The following is a 14,832-nucleotide window of genomic DNA, read 5'->3' on the forward strand; positions in this document are numbered from 1 at the left end:
CTCACGCTCCCGTGGCGACGAGGAGGACGGCGACCGCCAGGACGACGGTGCCGGCGAGCAGCGCGCTCACATAGGTCTGCACATTGCCGGTCTGCGCACGCCGTACGGCGGCCCCGAGCAGCCGGGGCAGGGCGGCGGCGCCGCGCACGTAGGTGTCGACGACCTCGCGGTCCAGGAACCGCACGAGGCTCGCCCCGGCCCGCACCGGGCGGACGAACAGCGCCTCGTACACGGCGTCCAGGTGGAAGCCCGCCGCGGCGGGCCGGTGCAGCGGGCCGAGCAGCAGCCGTCCGGGATCCGCCGGGTCGGGCGCGTAGGCGATGTCGCCGTAGGCCGGCCGGTGGGTGGCGATGGCCTCGGCCTCGACCAGCCCGGCGTCGGCCTCGGGGTGGGCGGCGACCGCGCCCAGCGGGGGGCGGGCGGCCAGCGCGGTGCCGCGCTGCCAGGCGCCGTAGGTGAGCAGCCCGCCGACCAGGGCGAGGCCCGTGCCGAGGATGGAGGTGAGCAGGGTCGGGGTCAGATCGCGGCCGTCGAACCAGTCGGGCAGGAGGCGGTAGGCGAGCCCGCCGAGGGCGAGGGAGGGGATCGCGAGGACCCAGAGCACCACGGTCATCGTCAGTGGCTGACGGCCGTGGTCAGGTGCCTCGGTGCCCCGGCCCCGGAAGGCGAGCAGCCACAGCCGGGCGGCGTACGCGGCGGTCAGCAGGGCGGTGAGCAGGCCGGCGACCAGGACGATCCAGCCGGCCGCGCCGGGGGCGTGCCCGGTGTGGCCCTGGGTGACGTGTTCGGCGGCGCCGAGGACGGACTCCTTGGAGAAGAAGCCGCTGAACGGCGGGATCGCGGCGAGCGCGAGCAGCGCCACGGTCATCGTCCAGTAGGCGTCCGGGACGCGGTCGCGCAGGCCCCGCATGCGGGACATGGCGGCCAGCGAGTTGGTGCCGGCGGCGTGGATGACCACGCCGGCCGCGAGGAACAGCAGCGCCTTGAAGGCGCCGTGCGTAAGGAGGTGGAAGACGGCGGCACCGCGGTCGCCGACGGCGAGGGCGCCGGTCATGTAGCCGAGCTGGCCCACGGTCGAGTAGGCGAGGACGCGCTTGATGTCGTCCTGGGCGAGCGCGGCGAGGGCGGAGCCGGCCATCGTGACGGCGGCCATGACGGCGAGGACCACCATCGCGGCCCGGGAGGCCTCGAACAGCGGGAGGAGACGGGCGATGAAGTAGACACCGGCGGCGACCATCGTCGCCGCGTGGATCAGCGCGGAGACGGGCGTCGGGCCCGCCATCGCGTCCGGGAGCCAGGTGTGCAGCGGGAACTGCGCCGACTTGCCCGCGACGCCCGCGAGCAGCAGCAGCGCCACCGGCGTCGGGTGGTCGATGCCGCCGCTGGTGACGGCGCCGAGGATCCGGGTGAGCCGGAACGACCCGGCGTCGCCGGCCAGCGCGAACAGGCCGATCAGGAACGGCACGTCGCCGAGCTTGGTGACCAGGAAGGCCTTCAGGGAGGCGGCGCGGGCCTCGGGGGTCTCCCAGTAGTGGCCGACCAGGAAGTAGGAGCAGATGCCCATCACTTCCCAGCCGACCAGCAGCACGATCAGGTCGCCGGAGTAGACGACCAGGAGCATCGCGGAGGTGAACAGGGAGACGAGCGCGGCGTACGACGGGTAGCGCGGGTCGTCGCGCAGATAGCCGGTGGAGTAGATCTGCACGCAGGCCGCGACGCAGGCGACCAGCACGGCGACGAGCGCGGCGAAACCGTCGATGTGCAGGGCCAGCTCGATGGGCACGGACCCGGTGGGCGTCAGCTCGGTGTGGGCGTCCACGGCCGTGCCGCCGCCCTGGCGCGCGGCGACCAGCACGGCCAGGACCAGCGAGGCCAGCGGCGGGAGCACGGCGAGCGGACGGACGAACCCGGGGGCGGTGCGGCCGAGCAGCAGGCCGGCCGCGGCGCCCAGGAACGGCAGGAGGGGGACGAGGACGGCGAGGGTGGTCGTGGTCACGCGGTGGCCTCAGCCTTCTCGGCCGCGGGGTGGTCGCCGTCGGGGCCTTCCGCGTCGGGACCCTCGGCGGTGTCGCGGAGCTTGTCGATGTCGGAGGTGCCGCGGTTGCGGTACACCGCGAGCACGATGGCCAGGCCGATGCCGATCTCGGCGGCGGCGATGGCGATGGTGAACAGGGTCAGTGCCTGGCCGGAGTGCAGGGTCTCCCGCGCGGTCCGGCTCAGCCACACGTCGAAGGCGACCAGGTTGAGGTTGACGGCGTTGAGCATCAGCTCGACCGACATCAGGACCAGGATCGCGTTGCGGCGGGCGAGGACGCCGTACAGGCCGGTGCAGAACAGGAGGGCGGAGAGTACGGCGGGATAGGCGAGGTGCATCAGCGGGCGCCTTCCTTCCCGGGGGCCGCGGGCAGGGCGTCCGCCTTGGCCTTGCCGTCAGCCCCGGCCTTGCCGTCTCCCTCGCCCTCGGCGTCCGCCTTGGCCTTGCGGGACAGCACGATCGCGCCGACCAGTGCCGCGAGGAGGAGCACGGACAGGGCCTCGAACGGCAGCACCCAGTGCCGGAACAGGCTCGCGCCGGTGACCTCGGTGGTGCCGGCGGCCGGGCCGTCCAGGTCGATCCAGGTGGTGCGGAAGGCGTCCACGACCACCCAGACCAGGGCGACGGCGGAGGCCACCGCGACGGTCAGGGCGGCCCAGCGGTTGCCGGAGTCGGCGTCCGGGGAGCGGCCGATGGGGGCCTTGGTGAGCATCAGACCGAACAGCAGGAGGACGACGACGGAGCCGACGTAGATCAGCACCTGCACCCAGGCGATGAACTCGGCCGTGAGCAGCAGGTACTCCACGGCGAGGCCGCCGAGCGCGACCACCAGCCACAGGGCGGCGTGCACCAGCTGCCGGGTGGTCACGGTGACCAGCGCGGCGCCGAGGGTGAGCAGGCCGACGAGCAGGAAGGCGATCTCGACGCCGGCCGGGGACAGGAAGCCGTGCGGCGCCTGGGCGAGCGTCATGACGTGCCCTCCCCCGGCTGCGCCTGCGCCTGCGCGGCGGCCAGCTTCTCGGCGGTCTTGCGGGCCGCGGCGATCTCCTTGGGTTCCTCGGCACCGGGGTCCAGGGCGGGCGGGGCCGGCACGGTCCACATCCACTCGCGGAGCTTGTCCCGCTCGTGGGTGAGGTCGCGGATGTCGGTCTCGGCGTACTCGAACTCCGGGGACCAGAACAGCGCGTCGAAAGGACACACCTCGATGCAGATACCGCAGTACATGCACAGGGAGAAGTCGATCGCGAACCGGTCGAGGACGTTGCGGCTGCGCTCCCGGCCGCCGGGGGCGGCGGGCGGGACGGTCTCCTTGTGGGAGTCGATGTAGATGCACCAGTCCGGGCACTCGCGGGCGCACAGCATGCAGACCGTGCAGTTCTCCTCGAACAGCCCGATCACCCCGCGGGTGCGGGGCGGCAGCTCGGGCAGGGCGTCCGGGTACTGCTCGGTGACGTGCTTCCTCGTCATCGTGCGCAGGGTGACGGCCAGGCCCTTGGCGAGGCCGGAGCCGGGGATGGGGGCCATTTAGGAGATCACCACCTTGACGATGCCGGTGAGGGCGATCTGGGCGAGGGAGAGGGGGACGAGCAGGGTCCAGGACAGCTTCTGGAGCTGGTCCTCGCGCAGCCGCGGGTAGGTCACGCGGAGCCAGATCACGAGGAAGGCGAGGATCGCGGTCTTCAGCAGGGTCCACACCCAGCCGAGGCCGTCGGCGCCCCACGGGCCGTGCCAGCCGCCCAGGAAGAGGACGGTGGTCAGGCCGCACAGGACGACGATGCCGGCGTACTCGGCGAGCAGGAACAGGGCGAAGCGCAGACCGGTGTACTCGGTGTACGCGCCGAAGATGATCTCGGAGTCGGCGACCGGCATGTCGAACGGCGGGCGTTGCAGTTCGGCGAGTCCGGCGACGAAGAAGACGATCGCGCCGACGATCTGCCACGGCAGCCACCACCAGTGGAAGGCGTGCAGGATGCCGGGCAGGGAGACGGTGCCGGCCGCCATCGCGACGGAGGCCGCCGCCAGCAGCATCGGCAGTTCGTAGGAGAGCAGCTGGGCGGCCGTGCGCAGGCCGCCGAGCAGGGAGAACTTGTTGGCGCTGGCCCAGCCGGCCATCAGCGAGCCGAGCACGCCGACGCCCATCACCGCGAGGACGAAGAACACGCCGGCGTCGAGGACCTGGCCGACGGCGCCCTCGCCGGGGCCGATCGGGATGGCGAGCAGGACGAGGAGGTACGGCAGCAGGGCCACGGCGGGGGCGAGCTGGAAGACACGGCGGTCGGCGCCCGCCGGGACCACGTCCTCCTTCTGCGCGAACTTCACGCCGTCGGCGATCAGCTGGGCCCAGCCGTGGAATCCGCCGGCGTACATCGGGCCGAGCCGGCCCTGCATGTGGGCCATCACCTTGTGCTCGGTCTGGCCGACGATCAGCGGGAAGGTGAGGAAGACGGCGAACACGACGAGGAGCCGCAGCGCGACGTCCAGCACGTCGTTCACTGCGGGCCTCCTGTGGGGTCGGTGCCGGGGTGGGTGTCCGGGGTGTTGTCGTCGGGGGTGGCCGGGGTTCGGGGAGCGTGGGGGTGGCCGGGGTCGGCGGCAGGGCCGGGGTCGGCCGACTGGGCGTCGTCCGGTGCCGGCGGGTCGCCCTTCGGCTCCGGCTCCGGCTCCGAAACCCGCTCCGGCTCCCCGGTGCTCTCCGGCTGCCTGGTGCTCTTCGGTTCGGTCGCCTTCCGTGGCTCCGGTTCCGGGGCCGGTTCCGGCTCGTCGAAGGCCGGGCGGGCGTGGTGCCAGGGGGCGTCCGAGCTGCGCGGGGCGCGGGCGCGCTGGGAGGCCGAGCCCTCCGAGGCGCTGCGGGCGCGGCGCGCCGGGGCGGGCGCGGGGCCGGGCTCGTAGGCCACGGAGGCCTCGGCGGCCGGCCCTTCCGCCGGCCCCTGTGCCGCCGCGTCCGTGGCGTCGCCCTCGGCCGCGGCCTCCTTGCGCGGCGCCGCGTCCTCGGCCCGGGCCGCCTGCCGGCTCGCCGAACCCTCGCTGGCGCTCCGCGTCCGGCGCGGCCGTGCGGGAGCGTCCGCACCCGGTTCCGTACCCGGCCCCGGCGCAGCGGCATCCGGCTGGGCCACCTGGCTCGCCGAACCCTCGCTCGCACTCCGCGTCCGCCGCGCGGGAGCACCAGCCCCCGGCGCAGTACCCGGCGCAGCGGCATCCGGCTGGGTCGCCTGGCTCGCCGAACCCTCGCTCGCACTCCGCATCCGGCGCGGTCGCGCGGGAGCACCGGCCCCCGGCGCCGTACCCGGAGCGGCGGCGGCCTCGGCAGGGGTCGCCGTCGGCTGGGGTGCCTGGCCGGCCGGGCCTTCTGATGCCGAGCGGGTGCGGCGTACCGGGCGGTCGCCCGCCGCGCGGGTCGCCGCCGCCCTGGCCGGGCGGGCCGGGGCCGGGGGGAGCTGGCCCTTCAGGGGGCCCCATTCGTTGGGGTCGGGGACGCCCGGCGGCAGCATCTGGCGGCGCTTGGGGCCGCCGTGCTCGGACTCGCCCGGCTCCTTGGCGCCCGGCCACGCCTTGGCGACGCGGGCGGCGAGGACGAAGTCCTTGCGGAGGGGATGGCCCTCGAAGTTCTCGGGGAGGAGCAGGTGTTCCAGACCCGGGTGGCCCTCGAAGACGACGCCGAACATCTCGTGGGTCTCGCGCTCGTGCCAGCCCGCACCCGCGTAGACGCCGGTGGCGGAGGGCAGGGCGGGGGCCTCGTGCGGGACCGTCGTACGGACGAGCAGACGGCGGACCGGGTGCAGGGCGACGACGTGCGCGGCGACCCGGAAGCCCGTGCCCGGTTCGTCGACCGCGCTCAGCCAGTCGAAGTAGGTGCAGCCCAGGGTCGTACGGGCCGTCTCCAGGGCGGTGAGCCAGGCGGACGGCGGTACGTCCACGGTCAGGAGGTCGTACGACTCCTCCGCCGTGGCGTCCGGGCCGAAGAGTTCCTCGGCGGGGGCGGGCAGCCAGCCGGCGGCGGTGCTCATCGCGGGCCCTCCTCACCGGCCGGCGCCGGGGGCCGCACCAGGCCGCTCTGCAGGGCCGCGGCGGACGGCCGGCCGGCGGGCCCGTCGCCGTAGCGCTCCCCGAGCGACTCGCGGGCGATCTTCTCCTGGAGCTTGAGGATGCCCTGGAGCAGCGCCTCGGGGCGGGGCGGGCAGCCGGGGACGTAGACGTCCACCGGGATGATCTGGTCGACGCCCTTGGTGACGGAGTAGGAGTCCCAGTAGGGGCCGCCGCAGTTGGAGCACGCGCCGAAGGAGATGACGTACTTCGGCTCGGGCATCTGCTCGTACAGGCGCTTGACGGCCGGGGCCATCTTGTCCGTCACGGTGCCGGAGACCACCATCAGGTCGGCCTGGCGGGGGCCCGGCGCGAACGGGATGACGCCGAGCCGGATGAAGTCGTGCCGGGCCATCGACGCGGCGATGAACTCGATCGCGCAGCAGGCGAGGCCGAAGTTGAACACCCAGAGCGAGTAGCGGCGGCCCCAGTTCAGGACCACCTTCATCGGCTCGGGCGCCAGCCGCGCCAGCGCTCCCAGCCGCTTGGGCTCGGGCAGGAGGACGGGGTCCGGGTTCACGTCCATGCCAGGACGCCCTTCTTGTATGCGTACAGCAGGCCCACGGCGAGGAAGCCGAGGAAGACGAACATCTCCACCAGGGTCGCCGCGCCGTAGCCGGGGGCGGCGAAGACCGTCGCCCAGGGGAACAGGAAGATCGAGTCGACCGCGAAGATCACGTAGAGGAAGGCGTAGACGTAGTAGCGGACCTGGGTGTGGGCCCAGCCCTCGCCGACGGGGTCGACGCCGCACTCGTAGGTCAGCAGTTTCTCCGGGGTCGGCACGACCGGGCGCAGCAGCCGGCCGGCGCCGAAGGCGACCGCGACGAACAGCACGCCGACGAGGGCGAGCAGCCCGACCACCGAGTAGGACCGGAAGTAGCCGGCCGCGACGACGTGCCCCGCGGCGACCGCCGAGTCCCCCAACGTCTCCCGCACCGTCCGTCCCTCGCTCCCTGACCTCGTGACCGTGGTGAATTAGTGCACTGGGTGATGCCTCGTGGTTCGAGGATCTGTACGCACGCGAGTCTAGGCCCTGATAAAGACCGGGTAAGCGGCCTGTCACGCCGTGAGACGGTCCGGGCGGCCCCGGGACGGCCCGGGGACGGTCCGGGAACGGCCCGGGGACGGTACGGGCCGCCCGGGGGTGGGGTTTTCCCCCGGCGGCGCAGGGCGGCCTACCGCATGGCGGGAACGGTGCCCGGCACGGCAGGCTGACCAGCATGACCGCTCCCCGCCCCGCCGCCGCGAACGGCGGCACCGACGCAGACGACGGAAGCGCCGGCCCGCACCGGCTGCCTCCGCCCCGGCCGGCCTACGACGCGCACACCTGGAAGGAGATCGCGCACCTGCTGCTGAACCTGCCGGTGGCGGTGATCGGTTTCACGTACGCGTTCACCGTGCTGGTGGCCGGCGGCGTCCTCACCCTCACCGTGATCGGGCTTCCGCTGCTCGCGGTGAGCCTGCTGGTCTCCCGGCAGCTGGGCAAGATGGAGCGGGCCCGGGCCCGCAAGCTGCTCGGGGTGCGGGTGGAGGAGCCGTCGCCGCTGCCGCTCGGCAGGAGCGGGGGGCCGGTGCAGTGGGTGTGGATGGCGCTGAAGGACCCGGTGGGCTGGCGCACCCTGCTGTACGACGTGATCCGGCTGCCGTGGGGCATCCTCACCTTCGTCACCACGCTGACCTCGCTGTTCGTGCTGTGGCCGGTGCTGCCGTATCTGGCGCGGCTGATGGCGAACCTGGACCGGGCGATGGTGCGCGGGCTGCTGTCGCCCTCGGACGAGCTGGAGCGCCGGATCGCCGAGCTGGAGTCAGACCGCGGGATCGTGGTGGACACGGCGGCGGCGGACCTGCGCCGGATCGAGCGGGATCTGCACGACGGCGCCCAGGCGCGGCTGGTCAACCTGGCCATGGGGCTGGGCCTGGCCAAGGAGAAGCTGCTGGAGGACCCGGACGCGGCGGCGGCGATGGTGGACGAGGCGCACGGCGAGGTGAAGCTGGCCCTCCAGGAGCTGCGCGACCTGGCCCGGGGCATCCACCCGGCGGTCCTCACCGACCGCGGTCTGGACGCGGCGCTGTCGGCGGTCGCCTCGCGCTGCACGGTGCCGGTGAAGGTGAGCGTGGACCTGCCGGCCCGGCCGGCGGCGGCCATCGAGGGCATCGCCTACTTCACCGTCTCCGAGCTGCTGCAGAACATCAGCAAGCACAGCGGGGCCCGGACCGCCTCCGTCGACGCCTGGCGGGCGGACGACCGGCTGCTGCTCCAGGTACGGGACGACGGCCGGGGCGGTGCCCGGCTCGACGGGGGCAGCGGCATGCGGGGCCTGGCGGAGCGGCTGGGCGCGGTGGACGGCCTGTTCGTGGTCGACTCCCCGCCCGGCGGCCCGACGGTGATCACGGCGGAGCTGCCCTGGCGCGACCGGCAGGAGTAGCCGCGCGCGGGGCCGGGTTCGTGGCAGCGGCATCCGCTTCGGGCCGGCCGCGGGCGCGGGGCAGGGGTGGGGAAAACCCCCGGCTGAAGAGGCCGACGGTCTCCATGTCCCGCAAGCACGCGGCGGACCACCCTGGACGTACGGCTGAACCGCCGTGTGGACGAGGAGAACGGGACGACACCGATGGCGACGGAGTACGGACACGGGTACGCCTACCGGAGTGAACGGCCGCACCGGCTGCCGGCCGGGCTGCGGGCGCCGTTCGAGGCCCGCGGCTGGCGGCGGTTCGGGTATGTGCTGCTGAGCCTGCCGGTGGCGATCGTGCTGTTCTGCTGGACGGTGACGATGGTCTCCCTCGGCGCGGGCCTGCTGGTGACCTTCCTCGGCATCCCGGTGCTGGCGGCGGCGCTGGCCGGCTGCCGGGGCTTCGGGGCGCTGGAGCGGGCGCGGGCGCGCGCGCTGCTGGGGCTGCGGGTGGCCGACCCGGAGCCGCTGCGTCCGGCCAAGCCGGGCCCGGTGGCCTGGACGGGGGCGGTGCTGAAGAGCGGCTCCTCCTGGCGGCAGGCGCTGTACACGCTGCTGCTGTTCCCGTGGGCGGTGTTCTCGTTCTCGGTGGTGGTGACCTTCTGGAGCATCGGCTGGTCGCTGCTGACCTACCCGCTGTGGTTCTGGGTGTTCCCGGTGTACGCCGGCCAGGGCGGTCTCCAGCTGTACGGGGACAGCCACCACAGCGTCTACCTGGACAACCCCTTCGAGATCGGGCTGGCCGCGCTGGTGGGGCTGGTGCTCACGCTGGCCGGGCCGTGGCTGGTGCGGGCCCTGACGAGCGTGGACGGGCTGCTGGTGCGCGGGCTGCTCGGGCCGTCGCCGCTGTCGGCGCGGGTGGTGGAGCTGGAGTCGGACCGGGGGGTCGTGGTCGACACGGCCGCCGCCGATCTGCGCCGCATCGAGCGCGCCCTGCACGACGGCGCCCAGGCGCGGCTGGCCGGGCTGGCCATGGACCTCGGGCTGGCGAAGGAGAAGCTGCGGGACGACCCGCGGGCGGCGGCGCGGCTGGTGGAGGAGGCGCACGGCGAGGTGAAGACGGCCCTCCAGGAACTGCGCGACCTGGCCCGGGGCATCCACCCGGCGGTGCTCACCGACCGCGGTCTGGACGCGGCCCTGTCGGCGGTCGCCTCCCGCTGCGCGGTGCCGGTACGGGTGGAGGTGGACCTGCCCGCCCGGCCGGCCCCGGCCATCGAGGGCATCGCCTACTTCACCGTCTCCGAGCTGCTGCGCAACGTCGGCGAGCACAGCGGGGCCCGGACCGCCTCGGTCGACGTGTGGCGGTCGGAGGACCGGCTGCTGCTCCAGGTGAGTGACGACGGCCGGGGCGGTGCCGATCCCGCCCGGGGCTCCGGGCTGGCCGGTCTCGCGGCCCGGCTGGACGCGGTGGACGGCGTCCTCGTGGTGGACTCTCCGCCCGGCGGCCCCACCCGGGTGACGGCGGAACTGCCCTGGCGCGGCTGAGACGGACCGCCCGGCCCGCGCCTTCCTCCGGCCCCGCACCTTCCACGGCCCCGCGCGAAGACCGGGCCGTGCGCCCCGGCCCTTCCTTCCCCGGCCACCGCGCCTTCCCCGGCCCCGCGCCTTCCCCCGGCCCCGCGCCTTCCCCCGGCGCAGTGGCCGGGAACGCGCCCGTCCCCGGATCTTTCCCCGAGCGACACCGGCGATCGGCGGGCCCGATCCCCGATCTTTCCCCTGGTACGGCGGCGCGGCGGCCCGATCCCTGGAATGCTGGTCTTCCGTAGGACGGCGGGCGGCCGGGGCGGGCGCCGCCGTGACGGATCACGCTGGGGGGACCGGAAGATCGTGGAGGACAGGGTGCGGGTGGTCATCGCCGAGGACTCGGTGCTGCTGAGAGAGGGCCTGACCCGGCTGCTGACCGACCGCGGGCACGACGTCGTGGCCGGCGTCGGCGACGCGGACGCACTGGTGAAGACCATCGCCGACCTGGACGGCCGGGGCGAGCTGCCCGACGTGGTCGTGGCGGACGTACGGATGCCGCCGACGCACACCGACGAGGGCGTCCGGGCGGCCGTGACGCTGCGCCGGGTCCATCCGGGGCTCGGGGTGCTGGTGCTGTCGCAGTACGTGGAGGAGCGGTACGCCACCGAGCTGCTGGCCGGTTCCAGCCGGGGCGTGGGCTATCTGCTCAAGGACCGGGTCGCGGACGTGCGGGAGTTCGTCGACGCGGTGGTGCGGGTGGCCGAGGGCGGCACGGCGCTGGACCCGGAGGTGGTCGCGCAGTTGCTGGGCCGCAGCCGCAAGCAGGACGTACTGGCCGGGCTGACCCCCCGGGAGCGGGAGGTGCTCGGGCTGATGGCGGAGGGCCGGACCAACTCGGCGATCGCCCGGCAGCTGGTGGTCAGCGACGGCGCGGTGGAGAAGCACGTCAGCAACATCTTCCTGAAGCTCGGCCTGGCCCCGAGCGACGGCGACCACCGGCGGGTGCTGGCCGTGCTCACCTATCTGAACTCCTGAGCGGCCGCGGGAGAACCTCCGAGACGCGCGGAAGCGCTTTGAGCGGCGCTTCAGCGATGCGGGTCATGATGTGAAGCCAGCGCGACAGGCCCTCTCGAAATGTCATCCAATCCGCGGATGGCCTCGGGAAGGCGACCCTGACCGACGTAGGGTTGATCCTGGGATGGTCCGTGGGACGACCGGCCCCGGACAGCCGCCTCGAAGGAGGTCCAGTTCAGTGACCAGCCAGGTCAGCAGCCCAGCGGAGCAGGCCGACGGAACCGTCGTGGGAGAGCAGCGCAAACCGGGCGACGCGAAGGACGTACGGCGCCTGGACCGGGTGATCATCCGGTTCGCGGGGGACTCGGGTGACGGCATGCAGCTCACCGGTGACCGGTTCACCTCGGAGACCGCTTCCTTCGGCAACGACCTCTCCACGCTCCCCAACTTCCCCGCGGAGATCCGTGCCCCCGCCGGCACGCTGCCCGGGGTCTCGTCCTTCCAGCTGCACTTCGCCGACCACGACATCCTCACCCCCGGGGACGCGCCGAACGTCCTGGTGGCGATGAACCCGGCCGCCCTGAAGGCCAACGTCGGCGATCTGCCGCGCGGCGCCGAGATCATCGTCAACACCGACGAGTTCACCAAGCGCGCCCTGCAGAAGGTCGGCTACGACAGCGATCCGCTGCACGACGGCTCGCTCGACGGCTACAGCCTCCACCCGGTGCCGCTGACCACGCTGACCGTGGAGGCGCTGAAGGAGTTCGACCTCTCCCGCAAGGAGGCCGAGCGCAGCAAGAACATGTTCGCGCTGGGTCTGCTGTCGTGGATGTACCACCGGCCGACCGAGGGCACCGAGAGGTTCCTGAAGTCGAAGTTCGCGAAGAAGCCCGAGATCATGGCGGCGAACATCGCGGCGTTCCGGGCGGGCTGGAACTTCGGTGAGACCACGGAGGACTTCGCGGTCTCCTACGAGGTCGCGCCGGCCGCCAAGGCCTTCCCGGTGGGCACCTACCGCAACATCTCCGGCAACCTCGCCCTGGCCTACGGCCTGATCGCCGCCTCCCGCCAGGCGGACCTGCCGCTGTTCCTGGGCTCGTACCCGATCACCCCGGCCTCGGACATCCTGCACGAGCTGTCGAAGCACAAGAACTTCGGGGTGCGCACCTTCCAGGCCGAGGACGAGATCGCGGGCATCGGCGCGGCGCTGGGCGCGGCCTTCGGCGGTTCCCTGGCGGTGACGACGACCTCCGGCCCCGGTGTCGCCCTCAAGAGCGAGACGATCGGCCTGGCGGTCTCCCTGGAGCTGCCGCTGCTCGTGGTGGACATCCAGCGCGGCGGCCCCTCCACGGGTCTGCCGACCAAGACGGAGCAGGCCGACCTGCTCCAGGCGATGTACGGGCGCAACGGCGAGGCGCCGGTGCCGGTGGTCGCCCCGCGCACGCCGGCGGACTGTTTCGACGCGGCCCTGGAGGCGGCGCGGATCGCGCTGACGTACCGCACGCCGGTGATGCTGCTGTCGGACGGCTACCTGGCCAACGGATCCGAGCCGTGGCGCATCCCGGAGCTGGAGGAGCTGCCCGACCTCAAGGTCCCGTTCGCGCAGGACCCGAACCACACGCTGGCCGACGGCACCGAGGTGTTCTGGCCGTACAAGCGGGACCCGCAGACCCTGGCCCGGCCGTGGGCGGTCCCGGGCACCCCGGGTCTGGAGCACCGCATCGGCGGCATCGAGAAGCAGGACGGCACGGGCAACATCTCCTACGACCCGGCCAACCACGACTTCATGGTCCGCACCCGGCAGGCCAAGATCGACGGCATCGACGTCCCGGACGTCGAGGTCGACGACCCGCACGGCGCGAAGACCCTCGTCCTGGGCTGGGGCTCCACCTACGGCCCGATCACGGCGGCGGTACGGCGGCTGCGGGCGGCCGGCGAGTCGATCGCCCAGGCCCACCTGCGCCACCTCAACCCCTTCCCGCGCAACCTCGGCACGGTCCTCAAGGGCTACGACAAGGTGGTGATCCCCGAGATGAACCTCGGACAGCTCGCGACCCTGGTCCGGGCCAGGTACCTGGTCGACGCCCACTCCTACAACCAGGTCAACGGCATGCCGTTCAAGGCGGAACAGCTCGCCGCGGCACTGAAGGAGGCCATCGATGACTGACGTCACCAACGGGCTGCTCCAGCTGGTCCCCAAGGCCGAGGCCAAGCAGTCGATGAAGGACTTCAAGTCGGACCAGGAGGTGCGCTGGTGCCCCGGCTGCGGTGACTACGCCATCCTCGCGGCCGTGCAGGGCTTCATGCCGGAACTGGGGCTGGCGAGGGAGAACATCGTCTTCGTCTCCGGCATCGGCTGCTCCTCCCGCTTCCCGTACTACATGAACACCTACGGGATGCACTCGATCCACGGCCGCGCCCCCGCCATCGCCACCGGCCTGGCCACCTCGCGCCGCGACCTGAGCGTCTGGGTCGTCACCGGTGACGGCGACGCCCTGTCCATCGGCGGCAACCACCTCATCCACGCCCTGCGCCGCAACGTCAACCTGAAGATCCTGCTGTTCAACAACCGGATCTATGGCCTGACCAAGGGCCAGTACTCCCCCACCTCCGAGATCGGCAAGATCACCAAGTCGACGCCGATGGGTTCGCTCGACGCCCCGTTCAACCCGGTGTCGCTCGCGCTCGGCGCGGAGGCGTCCTTCGTCGCCCGCACCATCGACTCCGACCGCAAGCACCTGACGGAGGTGCTGCGCGCCGCCGCCGCCCACCCGGGCACGGCGCTCATCGAGATCTACCAGAACTGCAACATCTTCAACGACGGCGCCTTCGACGCCCTGAAGGACAAGCAGCGGTCCGAGGAGGCGCTGATCCGGCTGGAGCACGGGCAGCCGATCCGGTTCGGCACCGACGGCGCCCGAGGCGTCGTACGGGACCGGGCCACCGGCGACTTGAAGGTGGTCACCGTGACGGCGGAGAACGAGGCGGACATCCTGGTCCACGACGCCCACGCCGCGTCCCCGACCACCGCGTTCGCCCTGTCCCGCCTCGCCGACCCGGACACCCTGCACCACACCCCCATCGGGGTGTTCCGCTCGGTCGACCGGCCGGTCTACGACACCCTGATGACCGAGCAGCTCGACACCGCCGTGGAGCAGCGCGGCAAGGGCGATCTGGCCGCCCTGCTGGCGGGCGGGGACACCTGGACGGTCGTCGGCTGACCTTCCCGTCGACTCACGAGGCCCGGGACCGGACGACGTCCCGGGTCTCGTCGTATGTCCGGCCGGCCTCGCGGGCCTCGTCCGCCCGGCGGGCGTCCCGGGCCTCGTCGTACGCCCGGCGGGCCGCCTCGACCCGGTCCATGCGGTCGTGGGTCCACGCCGCGAGGGCCCGCACCTGCTCCGCCGCCTCGCGGCCGAGGCCGGTGAGCGAGTAGTCGACGCGGGGCGGGATGACCGGCTTGGCGTCCCGGTGCACCAGCCCGTCGCGCTCCAGGGTCTGCAGGGTCTGGGTGAGCATCTTCTCGCTGACGGTCCGGCCGCCCGAGGCGCCGACCGCCCGGCGCAGCTCGCTGAACCGGTACGACCGCTCCAGCAGCTCGATCAGGACGAGGACGCCCCAGCGGCTGGTGACGTGCTCCAGGACCAGGCGGTGGGGGCACAGCGCCTCCGCGTCCGCCCCGCTCTTGCTTACCGTCATGCCAGTACCTTACTTCAAAGTGGGTACTTTCTCATCCACAGCGCCACCTCTAGGGTGGGTGACATCAGGACATCGCACCCAAGGAGTCGA

The 14,832-nt window shown here is 73.1% G+C and carries 14 protein-coding genes; 5 read left to right on the forward strand and 9 right to left on the reverse strand.

What is annotated here, in order from left to right; translation table 11 throughout:
- Nucleotide 1: 1 nt before the first annotated feature.
- Genes IH25_RS0101390 through IH25_RS0101425 form a run of 8 tightly spaced genes read right to left on the reverse strand, consistent with a single transcriptional unit; the run spans nt 2 to nt 7,051 of the window.
- On the reverse strand, nt 2-1,996 hold the full coding sequence (locus IH25_RS0101390) for an NADH-quinone oxidoreductase subunit 5 family protein (protein ID WP_030601404.1): 1,995 nt from the start codon (nt 1,994-1,996) through the stop codon (nt 2-4).
- A complete protein-coding gene (nuoK, locus tag IH25_RS0101395) occupies nt 1,993-2,373 on the reverse strand; it encodes an NADH-quinone oxidoreductase subunit NuoK (protein WP_030601406.1) in 381 nt (126 codons plus the stop codon). Before nuoK ends, IH25_RS0101390 begins: the two co-directional genes overlap by 4 nt.
- On the reverse strand, nt 2,373-3,005 hold the full coding sequence (locus tag IH25_RS0101400) for an NADH-quinone oxidoreductase subunit J family protein (RefSeq protein ID WP_030601409.1): 633 nt from the start codon (nt 3,003-3,005) through the stop codon (nt 2,373-2,375). The genes nuoK and IH25_RS0101400 overlap by 1 nt, the downstream gene beginning before the upstream one ends.
- Nucleotides 3,002-3,559 carry a NuoI/complex I 23 kDa subunit family protein gene (locus IH25_RS0101405; protein ID WP_030601410.1) on the reverse strand — a complete coding sequence of 186 codons (558 nt, stop codon included), beginning with the start codon at nt 3,557-3,559 and terminating at the stop codon, nt 3,002-3,004. Before IH25_RS0101405 ends, IH25_RS0101400 begins: the two co-directional genes overlap by 4 nt.
- Nucleotides 3,560-4,528 carry a complex I subunit 1/NuoH family protein gene (locus IH25_RS0101410; RefSeq protein WP_030601412.1) on the reverse strand — a complete coding sequence of 323 codons (969 nt, stop codon included), beginning with the start codon at nt 4,526-4,528 and terminating at the stop codon, nt 3,560-3,562. It abuts the gene before it with no gap.
- A complete protein-coding gene (locus IH25_RS0101415; RefSeq protein WP_030601414.1) occupies nt 4,525-6,039 on the reverse strand; it encodes an NADH-quinone oxidoreductase subunit C in 1,515 nt (504 codons plus the stop codon). Before IH25_RS0101415 ends, IH25_RS0101410 begins: the two co-directional genes overlap by 4 nt.
- A complete protein-coding gene (locus tag IH25_RS0101420; RefSeq protein WP_030601416.1) occupies nt 6,036-6,641 on the reverse strand; it encodes an NADH-quinone oxidoreductase subunit B in 606 nt (201 codons plus the stop codon). Before IH25_RS0101420 ends, IH25_RS0101415 begins: the two co-directional genes overlap by 4 nt.
- Complete coding sequence (locus IH25_RS0101425; RefSeq protein WP_030601418.1) at nt 6,632-7,051, reverse strand: NADH-quinone oxidoreductase subunit A; 420 nt, start codon at nt 7,049-7,051, stop codon at nt 6,632-6,634. The genes IH25_RS0101420 and IH25_RS0101425 overlap by 10 nt, the downstream gene beginning before the upstream one ends.
- A gap of 284 nt (nt 7,052-7,335) precedes the next feature.
- Between IH25_RS0101425 and IH25_RS0101430 the strand changes: the two genes are divergently transcribed.
- The 5 genes from IH25_RS0101430 (at nt 7,336) to IH25_RS0101450 (ending at nt 14,264) form a co-directional block, all read left to right on the forward strand.
- The gene (locus tag IH25_RS0101430) at nt 7,336-8,541 is read left to right on the forward strand and encodes a sensor histidine kinase (protein ID WP_030601421.1); all 1,206 of its coding nucleotides are present in this window, start codon (nt 7,336-7,338) and stop codon (nt 8,539-8,541) included.
- Between the two features lie 183 nt (nt 8,542-8,724).
- The gene (locus tag IH25_RS0101435; RefSeq protein ID WP_030601422.1) at nt 8,725-10,050 is read left to right on the forward strand and encodes a sensor histidine kinase; all 1,326 of its coding nucleotides are present in this window, start codon (nt 8,725-8,727) and stop codon (nt 10,048-10,050) included.
- Nucleotides 10,051-10,404: 354 nt separating this feature from the next.
- Complete coding sequence (locus tag IH25_RS0101440; protein ID WP_280842467.1) at nt 10,405-11,064, forward strand: response regulator transcription factor; 660 nt, start codon at nt 10,405-10,407, stop codon at nt 11,062-11,064.
- Between the two features lie 217 nt (nt 11,065-11,281).
- A complete protein-coding gene (locus tag IH25_RS0101445) occupies nt 11,282-13,210 on the forward strand; it encodes a 2-oxoacid:acceptor oxidoreductase subunit alpha (RefSeq protein WP_030601426.1) in 1,929 nt (642 codons plus the stop codon).
- The gene (locus IH25_RS0101450; RefSeq protein WP_030601429.1) at nt 13,203-14,264 is read left to right on the forward strand and encodes a 2-oxoacid:ferredoxin oxidoreductase subunit beta; all 1,062 of its coding nucleotides are present in this window, start codon (nt 13,203-13,205) and stop codon (nt 14,262-14,264) included. The genes IH25_RS0101445 and IH25_RS0101450 overlap by 8 nt, the downstream gene beginning before the upstream one ends.
- Nucleotides 14,265-14,277: 13 nt before the next feature.
- Here IH25_RS0101450 and IH25_RS0101455 read toward each other — a convergent pair whose 3' ends face one another.
- Nucleotides 14,278-14,742 (reverse strand): winged helix-turn-helix transcriptional regulator, encoded by a 465-nt coding sequence (locus IH25_RS0101455; RefSeq protein ID WP_030601432.1) that lies wholly within the window; start codon nt 14,740-14,742, stop codon nt 14,278-14,280.
- Nucleotides 14,743-14,832 lie beyond the last annotated feature (90 nt).

Origin of the sequence: Streptomyces achromogenes subsp. achromogenes (assembly GCF_000720835.1) — a bacterium.
Taxonomy (GTDB): Bacteria; Actinomycetota; Actinomycetes; order Streptomycetales; family Streptomycetaceae; genus Streptomyces; species Streptomyces achromogenes.